This is a genomic window from Halocalculus aciditolerans, assembly GCF_014647475.1.
In the GTDB taxonomy this organism is placed as follows: domain Archaea; phylum Halobacteriota; class Halobacteria; order Halobacteriales; family Halobacteriaceae; genus Halocalculus; species Halocalculus aciditolerans.
Genome location: NZ_BMPG01000006.1, coordinates 13,657 through 28,442, shown reverse-complemented (window position 1 = coordinate 28,442; position 14,786 = coordinate 13,657). Strand labels below are relative to the sequence as shown.

At 61.9% G+C, this 14,786-nt stretch carries 15 protein-coding genes; 3 read left to right on the top strand and 12 right to left on the bottom strand.

All coding sequences use genetic code 11. From position 1 onward, the window contains the following. Position 1 precedes the first annotated feature (1 nt). From IEY26_RS15740 to IEY26_RS15690, 11 genes are all read right to left on the bottom strand, one after another. The gene (locus IEY26_RS15740) at positions 2 to 397 is read right to left on the bottom strand and encodes a DUF7567 family protein (protein ID WP_135830758.1); all 396 of its coding nucleotides are present in this window, start codon (positions 395 to 397) and stop codon (positions 2 to 4) included. 69 nt (positions 398 to 466) lie between these two features. After that, complete coding sequence (locus IEY26_RS15735; protein WP_135830759.1) at positions 467 to 832, bottom strand: DUF7568 family protein; 366 nt, start codon at positions 830 to 832, stop codon at positions 467 to 469. 3 nt (positions 833 to 835) lie between these two features. Beyond that, positions 836 to 1,327: a hypothetical protein gene (locus IEY26_RS15730; protein WP_049983737.1), complete on the bottom strand. Its 492-nt coding sequence runs from the start codon at positions 1,325 to 1,327 to the stop codon at positions 836 to 838. Between the two features lie 311 nt (positions 1,328 to 1,638). Continuing rightward, on the bottom strand, positions 1,639 to 4,428 hold the full coding sequence (acnA, locus tag IEY26_RS15725) for an aconitate hydratase AcnA (protein WP_049983736.1): 2,790 nt from the start codon (positions 4,426 to 4,428) through the stop codon (positions 1,639 to 1,641). A gap of 186 nt (positions 4,429 to 4,614) precedes the next feature. Continuing rightward, positions 4,615 to 7,005, bottom strand: a complete 2,391-nt coding sequence (locus IEY26_RS15720; protein WP_168216310.1) for a heavy metal translocating P-type ATPase — start codon at positions 7,003 to 7,005, stop codon at positions 4,615 to 4,617. Between the two features lie 60 nt (positions 7,006 to 7,065). Beyond that, the gene (locus IEY26_RS15715; RefSeq protein ID WP_135830760.1) at positions 7,066 to 7,815 is read right to left on the bottom strand and encodes a helix-turn-helix domain-containing protein; all 750 of its coding nucleotides are present in this window, start codon (positions 7,813 to 7,815) and stop codon (positions 7,066 to 7,068) included. Positions 7,816 to 7,876: 61 nt separating this feature from the next. Further along, entirely contained in the window at positions 7,877 to 8,161 is a 285-nt protein-coding gene (locus IEY26_RS15710; protein WP_006825398.1) for a hypothetical protein, read from the bottom strand. Between the two features lie 37 nt (positions 8,162 to 8,198). Next, positions 8,199 to 8,861: a DUF6735 family protein gene (locus IEY26_RS15705; RefSeq protein ID WP_188884116.1), complete on the bottom strand. Its 663-nt coding sequence runs from the start codon at positions 8,859 to 8,861 to the stop codon at positions 8,199 to 8,201. Positions 8,862 to 8,928: 67 nt separating this feature from the next. Beyond that, positions 8,929 to 9,309, bottom strand: a complete 381-nt coding sequence (locus IEY26_RS15700; RefSeq protein ID WP_188884115.1) for a hypothetical protein — start codon at positions 9,307 to 9,309, stop codon at positions 8,929 to 8,931. 91 nt (positions 9,310 to 9,400) lie between these two features. Beyond that, positions 9,401 to 9,589 carry a hypothetical protein gene (locus IEY26_RS15695; protein ID WP_188884114.1) on the bottom strand — a complete coding sequence of 63 codons (189 nt, stop codon included), beginning with the start codon at positions 9,587 to 9,589 and terminating at the stop codon, positions 9,401 to 9,403. A 138-nt stretch (positions 9,590 to 9,727) separates the two neighbouring features. Next, positions 9,728 to 10,609 (bottom strand): biosurfactant protein 1, encoded by an 882-nt coding sequence (locus IEY26_RS15690; protein WP_188884113.1) that lies wholly within the window; start codon positions 10,607 to 10,609, stop codon positions 9,728 to 9,730. Between the two features lie 144 nt (positions 10,610 to 10,753). Between IEY26_RS15690 and IEY26_RS15685 the strand changes: the two genes are divergently transcribed. Further along, positions 10,754 to 11,983, top strand: a complete 1,230-nt coding sequence (locus IEY26_RS15685; protein WP_188980643.1) for an RNA-guided endonuclease InsQ/TnpB family protein — start codon at positions 10,754 to 10,756, stop codon at positions 11,981 to 11,983. A 108-nt stretch (positions 11,984 to 12,091) separates the two neighbouring features. Here the strand turns inward: IEY26_RS15685 and IEY26_RS15680 are convergent, their stop codons facing one another. Beyond that, positions 12,092 to 13,018 carry a transcription initiation factor IIB gene (locus IEY26_RS15680; protein ID WP_188980642.1) on the bottom strand — a complete coding sequence of 309 codons (927 nt, stop codon included), beginning with the start codon at positions 13,016 to 13,018 and terminating at the stop codon, positions 12,092 to 12,094. A 469-nt stretch (positions 13,019 to 13,487) separates the two neighbouring features. Between IEY26_RS15680 and IEY26_RS15675 the strand changes: the two genes are divergently transcribed. Both IEY26_RS15675 and IEY26_RS15670 read left to right on the top strand, forming a co-directional pair. Continuing rightward, positions 13,488 to 14,066, top strand: coding sequence for a hypothetical protein (locus IEY26_RS15675; protein WP_188980641.1), 579 nt, complete (start codon positions 13,488 to 13,490; stop codon positions 14,064 to 14,066). A gap of 140 nt (positions 14,067 to 14,206) precedes the next feature. Then, positions 14,207 to 14,656, top strand: coding sequence for a hypothetical protein (locus tag IEY26_RS15670; RefSeq protein WP_138246888.1), 450 nt, complete (start codon positions 14,207 to 14,209; stop codon positions 14,654 to 14,656). Positions 14,657 to 14,786: the final 130 nt, after the last annotated feature.

The following is a 14,786-nucleotide window of genomic DNA, read 5'->3' as shown; positions in this document are numbered from 1 at the left end:
GTTATGCGAGGTGTGACACCTTCCCTGGTTCCTCGACGTCGTCGAACTCCCCGCGCTCCACAGGTTCCCAGTCTTCACCCGGCTCTGGACTCCACCAGTCGACCTTGTAGGCGCCCGGTGCGCCGAAGATTTTCACGCGCGCCGACCCATCAGGCAGGTCGCGGCGCAGTTTCTCGTCGACGTGGAGGTTCCAGGTCGTGGTTGTATCGAAGCAGGCGAGCACGGCCTCCTCGTAGCCGCGCGTCTCTCGGGATTCTTGGAGTTCGACCTGGGTGTTGCAGTTCTTGCAGAACACCCCCTCGAAGGGGATGTGAGTGAAGACCTCCTGTCCGCAGACGGGACACCAGAGGAACTCGAACAGTGCCTCGCTGTGTCGGTCAAGTACTTCGAGACTCATTTGTTAACTCACCCGGTCGTACCGGGCCACTACCTCGTGCCCGGCCGAAAAACAGCGCCCAGCGCTCACTCACCGTTCGGCGCCGTAGACGATGCGTGAGGGGGCTTCGTACCCACAATCGGGGCAGTCATACCACCGCTGGACTTTCGCCCCGTCTGCCGCCTTCTCGCCGACGCGAACGTCGTCGTTCGGACACTCCGGGCAGCTGAGGTCCGGTGCGGGCCGCTCCCGGAGCTCGTCACGGAACGATGTCGCATCCTTCGTCTCGTATCCCCGCGACCAGACCGGGTAGCCGTCGATGAGGATTGCCCCACGCCATTTGTACCGGTAGGAGTCCGGGGCTCGATGCAGGACGGCTCGCGCCCCGGTCTCGGTGTTCCGATACGCAAGCGTCGGCGAGCGGCTCTCGCGTCGCCAGTTGGTGATGCGAGGCATTGGTTAGAAGTGGACGTCAGCGGGCACGATCCAGAGCTCTTCATTCTCCTCGAGGAGTCGGTCCAACTGTCCACGGTGGCGAATGCCGGTTCCGTGTTCGGTGTACAGGAAGATCGTCGGGCCGTCGTACGCACCGACCTGGTGGAAGGCGTGCCGGGCGAGGTCCTCGTCGCGCATGATCTCCTCGTCGGAGAGCTCGTCGATGGCCTCCTTCACCCGGTCGAGATTACGCTCGAATTCCTCCTTCGTCGCCTCCCAGCCACACTCGAGCAGGTCTTGGCCGTCATCGGAGTCGACGGGGGCTGCCGTCGGCAACCCCCCCCATCGTGCCTTCCCCGCAACGGACGTGTCCTCCTCGTCGAAGGTCACATAGTAATCGAAGACGGCGCCGGCGTGTGGGTCCGCGCCGACCAGGCGGTCGAACACCGACTTTCCGGTGGACAGCGCGTCGTCGTGCGTCGATGCCTCTACGAGTGCGTATATCACCATATGCATCTTGGACACCTCGAAACGCCGACGCACGGGTGTCGTTGGTCGCTCCAGCTGCGCCGGCACCCATCACCGGCGCGGAATAAACAACTCTGGCCTCACTCGATCACAGGATATTGTTCGCCCACTCGACGGTGATCGCTACGGCATCGGGTGTGAAAGCTACGATGGTCATTTTACCGTTGATTGAACTGGAAACACTCTTGATATGTATTCACGCACAAAACACGGTGTGCCGTTTCAGAGGGCTACGCTAATTCCGAGCGACGGAATCGGAAATTCGCGATCTTACTGGTCGAGGAGACACTTTGAAAGCGTCACGATTCGGTTAGCAGCTGTCGAAGGACGTAGTGTAGGATGCCGCCGTGTTCGATGTATCGCACCCCGGCAGGTGTGCCCACCTGGGCCGTCACCGGGAACTCAACCGACGACCCGTCCGACCGCTCCGCAGTCACCGTCAACTCGGCCATCGGCTCCAACTCGTCGTCCAACCCGTAGATCGTGTAGACCTCTGACCCGTCCAATCCAAGCGCCTCCCAGGAGTCACCGTCCTGGAACTGCAACGGCAACACACCCATTCCGACGAGATTGTCCCGATAGATGCGCTCGTAGCTTTCCGCGATGGTCGCACGAACACCGAGAAGGTCGGTCCCCTTCGCCGCCCAGTCACGGCTCGACCCAGTCCCGAACTCCTCGCCCGCCATCACGACGAGTGGAGTTCCCTCCTCGCGGTACCGCTGGCTGGCCTCGAACACGGTCGTCTGCTCACCAGTCGGATGGTGGATGGTGTACCCGCCCTCGACGTCGTCGAGCATCTGATTCTCGATGCGGACGTTGGCGAACGTGCCCCGCATCATCACCTCGTGGTTACCCCGGCGGGCACCGTACGTGTTGAACTCGTGGGGCTCGACACCGTGGTCCATCAGCCACTGGCCGGCCGGCTGATCCGTCCCGAACGGCCCGGCAGGACTGATGTGGTCAGTCGTAACCGTGTCACCCAGCGTTAGCAGACACCGTGCATCCTCGACGTTAGAGACGCCGGGTTTCTCCAGCGGGAAATCTTTGAAGAACGGCGGCTCCCGGATGTATGTCGAGTCCTCGTCCCACTCGTAGACCTCGCCGGTCGGGGCCTCCAGCGCGTCCCATCGCTCGTCGCCTTCGAACACTTCGGCGTACTTCTCCTCGAACATCGACGGGTCGACGAAGTCGTGGACGGCTTCGTGGATCTCGTCGCTGTCTGGCCAGAGGTCCGCCAGATAGACTGGGTTTCCGTCGTCATCGTACCCCAGCGGGTCGTGCTCCAGATCGATGTCCATCCGCCCAGCGAGCCCGTACGCCACCACCAGCGGCGGGCTGGCGAGGTAGTTCGCGCGCACTTTTGGATGGATGCGCGCCTCGAAGTTCCGATTCCCGGAGAGTACGCTCGTCGTCCAGAGGTCGTGTTCGTCGATAGCGGTCTCGATCGGCTCCGGGAGCGGCCCTGCGTTCCCGATGCAGGTCGTACAGCCGTAGCCCACGACGTTGTAACCCAGGTCTTCGAGGTATGGCAACAGCCCCGATGCTTCGAGGTACTGGGTGACGACGCGGCTGCCGGGCGCGAGGCTTGTTTTAACGTAGTCCGGGACGTCGAGGCCACGCTCGACGGCGTTTTTCGCCAGGAGCCCGGCTGCCAGCATCACGGAGGGATTCGACGTGTTGGTACAGCTGGTGATGGCGCTAACGACGACGCTCCCGTGCCCGATTTCGACGTCGTTGCCGTCGATATTCACGGAGGCGCGCTTCGTGAGAGGGTCGAGGTCGGGGCGGTCTCGACCGGTGTCCACGACCGCCTTGCCGCCGTCGGTCTGCCCCATCGATTGGTCGCTCTCACCGAGCCACCGGGCCAGCGCCTCCTCGTCAGCGTCGTCGAGTTCGTCCTCGAACTCGCCGTGGAGTAATTCCCGGAAGTGGGTTCGCATGTCACCCATCTCGACGCGGGACTGGGGTTTCTTGGGGCCGGCGAGACTCGGCGTCACGGTCGAGAGGTCCAGTTCGACCGTCTCGGTGTACTCGGGGTTCTGCTCACCGAACAGCCCCTGGGCGTCCAGATACTTTCGGACGAGCTCGATGTGGTCCTCGTCGCGGCCCGTCAGTTCGAGGTAGTCCAAGGTGGCCTCGTCGACGGGGAACATGCTGATGGTCGAGCCCTGCTCGGGCGCCATATTCGCGATTGTCGCCCGATCAGGAACAGTCAGCGTCTCCACGGCGGGCCCATAGAACTCAACGAATCGATCGACAACACCGACATCCCGCAGCAGTTCGGTGACGTGCAGTACGAGGTCAGTCGCCGTCGCACCCTCGGGGAGTTCACCTGTGAGTTTCACGCCGACAACCTCGGGGAGGTTCATCGTGATGGGCTGGCCGAGCATCGCGGCTTCGGCTTCAATACCGCCGACGCCCCAGCCGACGACGCCGATGCCACCAATCATCGGCGTGTGGCTGTCGGTCCCGACGAGGGTGTCTGGGAACAGCCAGTTCTCGCCGTTCTGCTCGCGTTCGTGGACGACTTGCCCGAGATACTCCAGATTCACCTGGTGGACGATACCCGTCCCTGGCGGCACGACACTGAAGTCGTCGAAGGCGTTTTGCGCCCACTTCAGCGCCCGGTACCGTTCGCTGTTGCGCTCGTATTCGAGTTCGACGTTCTTCTCGTAGGCGTCCTCGTTGCCGAAGTAGTCCACTTGGACGCTGTGGTCGATGACCAGGTCGATGGGGACTTCGGGTTCGACGAGGGTTGGGTCGCGGTCCTTGCGTTCGACGGCCGATCGGAGTGCCGCGAGGTCTACAACGGCGGGGACGCCGGTGAGGTCCTGGAGGATAACCCGGGACGGCTGGAACGGGATGTCGGCGTCGGGAACGTCCGGTTGCCAGCCAGCGAGGGCCCGGATGTCGTCCTCGGTAATGTCCTCCCCGTCGGCGTTACGGAGGACGGATTCAAGCATAACACGGATACTGACCGGGAGTTTGTCAAGTTCACAGAGGCCTTCCTCTTCGAGGACGGTGAGGTCGGCCATTTTGTAGGTCGTTCCATCGGCTTCGAACTCGCGGATCGCATTGAAAGGGTTCATTATTGTGGAAGATTTCAAACGGAGTAACCTTATTCTTGTTCCCGTTCTCGGGAGACGGGATTCGAGCAGTTCGACGTGTTCGTTGGACCTGCCCGAAGGGGTTCAGAGAGCTCGTTGCTCTCGTGTTCGACGAGTGACACAGTTCTGCATAAGGTGGCACTGTCTTTCTCGCTAGTCTTCATGGGTTCATACACCCATTTCTTGGCCAGTCTTACCGTCCATGCGTTCAGGCGCGATTCGCGACAACCGCATCGCGTTCCCGGTGACACCGAGGCTCATCCCCATATCACCGACAACGACCGCCAACGCAACGCTGACCAGACCCAGCGGCACGCCCAGCGCCAGCAGGAGCTTTACGCCGAGGCTCGCCCAGATGTTCTGCCGGATCACGCCGTTGGCCGTACGCGACAGGTCGTACAGGTACGGGAGCTTCCCGACGTCGTCGCCCATCAACGCAATATCGGCCGTCTCAAGAGCGGTGTCGGTGCCGGCTGCGCCCATCGCGATGCCGACCTCTGCGGTGGCGAGCGCGGGCGCGTCGTTGATGCCGTCACCGACCATCGCCACCTCGCCGTACCCCGCCTGCAACTCCTCGACTGCGTCGACCTTCTCGTCGGGCAGGAGTTCTGCGCGATACTCATCGACACCGACCTGCTCGGCGATAGCGCGGGCAGTTCCCTCGTTGTCGCCGGTCAACATTACCACGCGCTTGACGCCCAACTCGTGCAGGCGTTCGACGGCCCGCTTTGAGGCCGGGCGCACCTCGTCGGCGATGGCGATTGCACCCAGCAGTTCCGACTCCGTCCCGACGATAACGACCGTCTTGCCCTCCTGCTCCAGCGCGGAGAGGGCATCCTCGGCGAACGCCCCGTCGTCGACCTCGGCCGCCTCTTCCGCCATGACGCCGCCGTCCGTTTCGCGGCGTGCCCGAGCGAGGTCGAAGCCGAGCTCTTCGAAGAGCGCTGGCTTACCCGCATAGTACGTCTCGCCGTCGATCTCGCCGCGGATGCCCCTCCCGGTGAGGCTCTCGAAGCCAGTCGGGTCGGGCAGGTTGCCTACGCCTGCCTCTTCAGCGCGGGCGAGAATCGCCGTGGCGATGGGATGCTCACTGCGCCGCTCCAGCCCTGCGGCGCGACGGAGCAGATCGTCCTCCGTGGTGTCACCCACCGGAACGACGTCGGTGACGGCGAGTTCGCCCTTGGTGAGCGTCCCGGTCTTGTCGACGGCAACGGCATCGACCTCGCCCATCGCCTCCAGATAGTTGCCGCCCTTGATCAGGACACCGTTCTTCGCGGCGCTAGTAATGCCCGACACCACCGAGACGGGTGTGGAGATGACGAACGCACACGGGCAGGCGATCACCAGCAGCGTGAGCCCGCGGATGAACCACGTCTGCCAGCTGCCCGCGAAGGTGAATCCGTATCCGGCGAGGTCCACCGACACCGGGTCGGCAATGACCAGCGGCGGGATGGCGGCGGTCAGGATTGCCAGCGCGACGACGAGAGGCGTGTAGTAGCCCGAGAAGCGGTCGACGAACTGCTCAGACTCGGTTTTCTTCGCCTGTGCACCCTGTACCATCTCGATGATGCGCGAGAGCGTCGAATCGCCAGCGGTCGAGGTAACCTCTACCTCGAGGTACCCCTCTTCGTTGATCGCGCCGGCGTAGACCTCGTCACCGGTAGCCTTGTCGACGGGGACACTCTCGCCCGTGATCGGCGACTGGTCGACTGCACTCTCGCCGTCGATGACCGTCCCGTCGAGCGGAATCTTGTCGCCGGGGCGGACGACGACGGTCTCGCCAACGTCGACCTCCTCGGCGGGAACGGTCACTTCCTCACCATCGCGACGGACGGTCGCCTCGTCGGGCGAGAGTTCCATCAGCTCGCGCAGGGAGTCCCGTGCCCTGTCCATCGCATAGTCCTCGAGCAGTTCGGCGATGCTGAACAGGACGGCCAGCGTGGCGGCCTCGACGAAGTAGCCGATACCGGTCGCCGCGATGATCGCCGTCCCCATCAGCAGGTCGATGTCCAGACTTCGGTTCTTCGCGGAGTAGTACCCGCTACGGACGACCGGGATGCCACTGGCCGCGACGGCGCCGAGGAACAGAACATCTGCGATATGGAGCGGGTACTCGAGGACGCTCGCCACTGTGACGTTCTGCCCGGTGAGGAGGAACTCGAAGAGGAGACCGAGCGTGACGAACGCCGCGCCGAGCCACGTCTTCTTCGCGCGGGGACTCGTCCAGACCTCCGACGGTGGCGCGATGTCGACGCCATTGCCCGACTCCTCTCGCTCATCGCTCTCGGCGTCCGAACCTCCGACGACCTCATAGCCGGCACCTTCGATCGCTTGGACCACGTCGGATTCGCTGATTCGGTCAGGGTCGTACGTAACAGTCGCCGTGCCGGTGGTCGGCTGGAGCGTCGCGTCGACGACGCCGTCGACGCGCTGGAGGCTCTTGTCGACCTTCTGGGCGCAGGAGGGACAGTCCATCTCGGGGACGGTGAAGCGGGCGGTCAACTCCTGTCGCTGCCCGCCCCCGCTCGCCTGTCCCGCTATATTCGGATTCTCTGTCATCACTTCACGGTAGGAGCGGGAGTTCGATAGGTCTTTATTGGAATATTCCAACTACTGGCGTCAGTGTGATGCCAGCCGTTCTTCAGCTACCCGCTCGCCGGCGACATGTTGCTTCGCCAAATGTTCTTCCGCCCGACGGAGTCGGTAGGTGAGTGTTGACCGTGGCACGTCGAGATGCTCGGCGAGCTCGCCGACGTCGACCTCGCGGGGCGACTCGTAATAGCCGTGTTCAACCGCAGCCTGAAGAGCGGCCTCTTGGGCTGGCGGTAGGCCGCTCGGTGTCCCGTCGCGTCCCCCAGCTGATGTTGTTGTGTCCGCTGTGCGGAGCATCTCCATTTGTGCACACTCCCCCACGGCGACTTCGAGAGCGTCGAAGAACGCCGCCACGTCACCATCGCCGGAGTGGATGAGTCGCCACGTGTAGTGGCGCCCCTCGTGACGGGTCTCGAACAAGACGCCGTCGCCGAGGTGATCTCGAGCGATATGGGGAACTGAGGCGCAGGTCGGAGTGCGCTCCCAGTCGGAGTAGAGGATGAGCGTGTCGTCCGTCCGATCCAGCACACGAGTCGTCTGTGTGGCGCCACAGTCCTCGGTGGCGAGACAGTCAGCGTAGTAGTCGCCGGTGAGAAAGGCGTCCTCGATGGCGTCGAGCGCCTCAGGAGTTCCGGTGGCGTGGTCAACCCGCCAGAGACGCTCGGCAGTGGCGTGCAGCGAGAGCGAGCGGACACGGGCGTCGGGGTGGTCGGCGAGGGCGTCCGCCACCCGGTTACAGCCCGGCTCGTATTCGAGGGCGAAGACGAGTTCGCGCATACCCTGTGTACGGCCTCCTACGACATAACCCATGGCCCGGGGCGATGTCTACTGGCGGGTATCAGATCACGTCGTCCGGGTCGTGGACCTCCTGCATTCGCTGCGCTTCGGCCGCGTATTGTTCCTGGAGGTCGGGGTCATCGACCGTGCCGAGATTGTCGGGTTCAGCGTCGACTGCTGCCGTCGTATCTCGGACGTCGGTGAATGAGGTTAGTGCTCGTTCCTTCCGATAGTACTGTTCGCCATCGGGTGTTGCGTAGGTGAGGATGATCAGATTCTGTTCGTCATCGGAGTACGTCCGCTCGACAAGCCAAACACGAACACCGTCTTTAGGCTGATTTGACATACTTGGGTGTTTCCCGGGATCCACTAAGGAAGTGGTGTTACGGCTTGCTGAGACTCGCCTTCTCGAAGGGTAATTCTCCGGTCGGAATGAGCAGCTCCTGTCGGTCTCCGACTCGCTCGGCCAGCTTCCGTTTCAGGTACTGTCTCGCCGTCGACGGCGTGAAGACGCCCTTGTCGAGCATGTCGCCGACGACGTCTTTGAGGGCCGCGAACTGTCCCTGCAGGTGGCCGTCGCCGACCGGCTCACCGTCGTACCAGCGCACCGTCGCGAGCGCGCCGTTCCCGACGGTCTCTCCCTGTTCGACCGTCTCCGAGTCGTACTGGAGCCCGAACCACAGCGTCCGATAGGCGGTCACCTCGAACGTCGTCGACACCACGAAGAACGCCTCGTGGTGGAGGTAGTCGAGATGGTCCGCGACGATCTCGTCGAGGGTGAGCCCGGTGGCGCGGGGCTTCGGCTCGACGACCGACGACGGACGATCCTCGCCAGCGAGGTAGCCGTCGACCGCATCTGCCTCGAGGCCATCAGCAAGCTCTGCGAGGAGCTGTTTCGCCCACTTGGAGTCGGTGTCGTCACCACCGAACGGCGACTCAGCCGAGATTCGGTGCTTGAGCTTCAGGTTCGCTGCCCCCCAATGGCTGTAGTGGAGCGTGTACTGTCCGTCCGTGCGTTCGTACGCAACGAGTGCGCGGTGTCCCATCGAGCAATCACCTCACGGGGCGACCGCGACTGGATCGCCCCGCACCCCTCCCGGGGGACGAACAACGCTACTCGTCGATCGGGTCGGGGGAACTGAGGTCCGCCTGGAGGACTTCGCCATGGCGAACGACGTACCGCTTGGCCAGGACTGGGAAGCGGCATTTGGTGAACCCCGCCGTCTGGATATCGAGTTCTTCGTTGGCTTCGAGGTGGTCGGCGAGTTCTCGCAGGAATTCGTGGGTCACGATCCCGCCTTCGTAGTCCGGGAGGCCGTTCTCCCGCGCCTCGTACACCTCGAAGTCGTCGTACCCCCAGATGGTGAGCTCTCCGTCTTCGGTCACCTCCCAGTCGAGCGTCCCGAAGCAGTAGCTCTCACAAAGCTCGCGGACTGCCTGCGGATCCGATACGATCGCGCCGGTCGATGTCGTCGCAGCTTGCAGTGTCGCCATGTCTGGAGTTCACGGGGTCGCCCCCGCACCCCTATCGGGGGAGATAAACCGACGTGAGAGGTGCCTCCCGAGGCGTGGCCGACGACGCCAGTTAGGAGTCTGCGTGGGCGTCCACCCCGGCTCCGTCGCCCGGCCGCGTGAGAAGGCTCACCTCTTCCAGGAGGTCTCTCGCGGTCTCGACTCGCTCTCGATCGGCGGCGTCCAATCGATCGACATCGAGTCGGTTGAGATTGCTGAGTATACGATGCATCCGGTAGCCCTGTTTGAACTCTTGCTCCATCGGAAGCGCCTCACCACTCGCCGGCGCGGAAAGACACCCCATCGAGACTGGCGTCGGGCTTGCAGGAGCTCGCTGCCTTAACCAACGAACCTCGACGCTACTCGCAGGGTGTTGGTTAATCGACGCCCAGCACTGGCGCTACTCGAGACTGGGTCCGTAGCGAGCCGAGCCACACACCCGACACTCCCAGATCGGTTGTCCCGTCCACGCCGCATCCGGGACCGACTCGTGGGTCTTAAACCGATGGTCGGTCGCCCGTCCACAGGTTTGACAGTCGAGTTCCTGCGTCGTCGGTACCGACGACTCCTGGTGATCAGCCGCAGCCTCGCCAGTGGATTCGGTCAGCGCTATCGCTGGAACCAGCCACACCGCGTCGTCGGCGTCGTCGAGGACCGCGTCGAGACGCGACGCGTCGCGGATGCCGTCCCCACGCTGGTCGTAGAGCCGCGTCGGGGCCTGCTCCTGGCGCTCCGACGCTTCCTGCCTGTGCCACCCAGTCCGGTCACGGGCGGCACTGAGAAGCCGCTCTCCCTCCTCTGACGACACCTGTACCGCGTCGGGGAGTGAGGGCCATTGCTCGGCCAGCTGGCGCGCCGGCGCCTCGTCGAGGTCGTAGATGAGCGTGTAGTCGTCGACGACCGGCTCCGCCTCGTTGGCGGAGAGGAGGTTCGCCGCGGCGCCGCCCTTCGCGACGGCGCCGTAGAACGTGGTCGACTCGACGACCAGGTGGACGATGCCGAGGCACGTCGTCGACGCGGCCTCGTCCGTGCGAGTGGCGTCACTCCCGAGATGGTTGGTGAGACAGAACCGGCATTTCGTCTGGCCGTCTGGGACTGACGCCCCACAGGACCGGCACTCGCCATCGGCGGCCGTCGCCACATCAGGGTAGCCACCAGAGCTCGTCGCGACGCGTTGCCGACGGGGGGAACCCTCACAGCCGTCGTCCAGCCTCGTGTCCGGAATGTGGGACGCCTCGCCGGTCGGCCGCAGTTCCTCAAAGTCGGAGTAACGACCGTTCATAGATACCACCCTGTGGAAACCGATCCCCGCAGCTGAGGGAACGAATGTGTTCGCATGCCTACGCTACCGCCGTTGCCGGTGGAGGGCAGCATCCCCCACCTGACCATATTAATACATTTAAGCATAGATTGAGTTGTGAGTTGTATGGAGGTCCGTCGAACTGTCCCGGTCAAACTCGACGTGACCGACGAACAGGCGGACCTGCTCCACGAGACGATTGACGAGTTCCTGTGGGCGGCCAATTACGTCGTGGACTCCGCGTGGGACGGAGAGTGGGCTGAAACCCGTTCGTCCGTCCTGCATGAGATGACCTACGACGAGGTTCGCGAGCAGACGCGACTCCACAGCAACCACGTCCAATCGGCTCGTAACCGTGCTGTTGACGCGCTCAAGAGCGTCGTCGCCGAGTGGAAGAACTGCGAGTACGCTTCGATTCCGACGTTCTCCTCGTCGTTCTGCGAATACAACCAGCGCAACGCCACGTTCCATGACGACCACGCCGTGTTGTCTACCGTCGATGGGCGTGTCACCGCCGAGTACGTCTTGCCCGACAAAACCCGTGACACGCCCCACTCGAAGTACCTGCGTTCTGAACGATGGGAGACGACAGGCGCGACACTCCACTATCGCCGTGGTGACTTCTACCTCCACGTCCGAACAAAGGCGGACGTGGACGATCCCAAACCGGCCGAGAACGGAACGGTTCTCGGTGTGGACCTCGGGATCGAGAACATCGCCGTTACCTCGACTGGCGCATTCTGGTCTGCCGACGAACTCAACCACTGGCGAACGAAGTACGTCCAGCGCCGCAAGTCGCTGCAGGAGTGTGGTTCGCGGTGGGCCCACGAGAACGTCCAAGCGGTCGGACGCAAGGAGACGGGGCGCTTCGAGCAGTATCTTCACCGTATCGCGAACGACATCATCGCTGAAGCGAGCGAGAGTGGTTGCACGGTAATCGCCTTCGAGGACCTGACGGATATCCGCGATCGGATGCCCGACGCCCGCAAGTTCCACGAGTGGGCATTCAATCGTCTGTACGAGTACGTCTCGTATAAGGCCGAGGGACGCGGGATTCAGGTTGAGCAGGTGAACCCGAAGAACACGTCCCGACGGTGCTCGTCGTGTGGCTTCACCCACGAGGACAACCGCCCGTCGCAGGACACCTTCCGCTGTCAATCCTGTGGATACGAGAACCACGCGGACTACAACGCAGCGAAGAACATCGGCTATCGACTCCTTCGCAACCAAACTGGCGGCGAAGGAGGCGCACCCGTAGGCGTGCGCTTGAACACCGGGATGCTGAACGCGAACGGGATCAAACCCGTACCGGATTCGGTTAGAGCGGGAGTCCATGGTGAAAGTCCGCCTCTTTAGGTGGGCTAGCTTACAGAGTAGTCTACAGAGAACTTCGCTCGTCTTCGTGTTTAAATCGTAGCGTGGATAGAACGATGTGTAGTACAGTCGGAGAGACAGTGATCTGTCTCAGGCGACCTGTTCCTCCAACGTATCCCGGTGCGCCCGAACAGTCGCCTTCGAGGCGTTCGCCACGTCCGCGGCCTCGGATTGCGTCAGCCATCGACCCTCTTCGCGACCGGCCTTGTAGAGGCAGGCCGCGGCGAACCCGGCCGGATGGACGCCCGTCGTGACGCCGCGCTTCTCGGCCTGTTCCGCGAGGGCTCGGGCCCGCTGTCGGATTTCGTCCGGACACTCGAGGTCCGAAGCGAGGCGCGGCACGAACATGCTGGGGGAGACGGGCTCGGCAGGGAGGCCCAGCTCTTCGTTCAGCGTCTTGTACCCGTTCGTGACCCGTGACTCCGCAACGCGGGCCATCTCGCTGACGTCATCCACCAACCACGAGAGGCCGTTGCACCGACATGCCCCGTAGATGCTGGCCGCGGCGATAGCCTCGATGGACCTGCCTCGAAGCAGATCCTCGTTCTGGGCGCTCCGGAAGAGCTGACACGCCTGGTCGCGGACCGAATCGGAGAGTTCGAGCGCGCTCGCCAGCCGGCGCACTTCGCCCAGCCCGTGGGCGAGATTCCGTTCCGCTTTCGACCGCCAGCGACCACGGGTCTGCTCACGGCGCATCCGCGCGAGTCGCCGTCGCTTCTGCCCCGAGATCTCGTTCCCCTTCGCGTCGGTGCCGCGACCGATTTCCGTCGACAGGCCGCGATCGTGGCGAGCCGCAGTAAGTGGGGCGCCTGTCCGCTCGCGCTCCTCGTCGTCGTACGCCCGCCACTCCGGCCCGTGATCGATGCGCTGTTCGTCGATGACCAGCCCACAGTTTTCGCAGATTGTTTCGACCGCGTTCGTGGTGACTCGGCCGTCACATTCGGGGCATTGGTTCGTGCTCGATTCTGTTCGGACGTCTTCGTCGAAGCCAGTTTCGTAGATGTCTCTGGTTGCCATCGTTCTCACCGTGATCGGGGAACTCGCCAGTACAGTGAGCCCCTCACCCATTGAGGGGGACAATAGACTCTATGCGGGACTGCAGCTCCTTCAGGGGGACCGATGCCGCCAAATCCTTATTAACTGTAAATGGGTACTACCCGGTACAAAGAATGCCTCTCTGCCCTGATTGTCGAGATGACGCGATGAAAGGCCTGATCCAGAACGCAGAACAGGTGTGTGACGAGTGCGGGGAGACGTTCTAAAACGATGCCGTTGTGCCCTGACTGTAAAGACGGAGCACTGACCTACAGCGCCCAGCTTGCGGACGGAGAAGAGAAAGACGACCGAACGTGCGACGACTGCGGAGAACCCTTCTAACAACAAAACCATGCCTGTATGCCCCCGATGCAAGGACGAGTCCAGCTTCAATACCATCTCGAAAGGCGACGGCGACCGGACCTGTGACGAGTGCGGCAGAAAGTTTTGAATGACAAACGACGAGGGTAGCGACGAACAGCAAGACGGCAACAGCGATGGGGACCGTAATAGCGATGACGTAGATCTTTCTCAGCTGGCCCTCGAAGAAATCCGGCTTCGATACCAGGAAGAAGCAGAACGGCGAACCTCTGTCGAATCCAAAATCGGTACCGTACTGACAGTCGACGCAATCATCGTCTCTGTAGTCAGCATCTTTTCCCACCTGAACATTATGCACTACGCGGCGATGGCCGTCGCACTGATTTCAGTCTTCAATGGCATTACTGCTCTCTGGGTCCGAGACTACCACAGTCCGGGCCTCAATATCGAAGACTATCTGCAGTACATCGATGATCCGCCGGAACCAGTTCGTCGGGAACTTGTTAAATCGTATCTCACCGTGATTACGGGGAACGAGGAAACTGATGACCCAGATATGTTCTTCAAAGGGAACCGGACCAGAAACGACGAGAAAATGGCGAAACTGGATCAGTGCTTGAAATTGACTGCTGTCTCCTTGACGTTGATTCTATTACATCCTATTCCGAGACTAATACAGAGTACTGGGTTATTGGAGTACCTACTTTGAGGGTAGTCAGTGACCTTAGTACCATCATTAAACAACCCTTGCCTCTGATTCTGTTGGTTTCGAGCAAACAGTTGGCGAGGATTTTCAGTCCAAACGTTGATGCCCACCGATTCTGAAATCTTTGACAACGTGACTCAGCTATGGTCGGTGCAACAATCAACTCGGTATTCGTAAAAACCGCCCCTTCAGAACTCGAAGACGACGACAACTTAGGGTACGAACTGCAGAAAACCAAAGACGATTACGACAGTCCAGTCATTATCCAGGAAGCCGATATGCGGAACGCACGAGGAAGAAGGTATACTCTGGTGAGCGGCGCACATGTCTTCCCAGAAGATGTCCAAGCCACGATGAAACCGTATTTTGAAAGAGCAAATTTCTCTCACCATCTCAATCCAGGCACCACCGACACCGTCGAAGAACAAGAGGTGCGAGTCATGGTCGAAACGGCGGATGGGGAAAATTACCATATTCAGAAGCTCGATGAAGGACGATACTACGTATCACACGACAATAAACCAGTCAAACCACCAGAGGCCGTCAACAAAAAGGCAGAGAACGTTTTCCCAGACTACGAACCAATGCTCTGATGACTAATCTTGGTATCACTCTCTGAGTTCTCTTACGAGGGTCAAATGGTACCACTCCGGTCGCCAGCTCAATCGTTGGATCTCCGGGGGACATGTGATTCGTTGTCGAGGTCGTGGCTGCGCGCGCAGC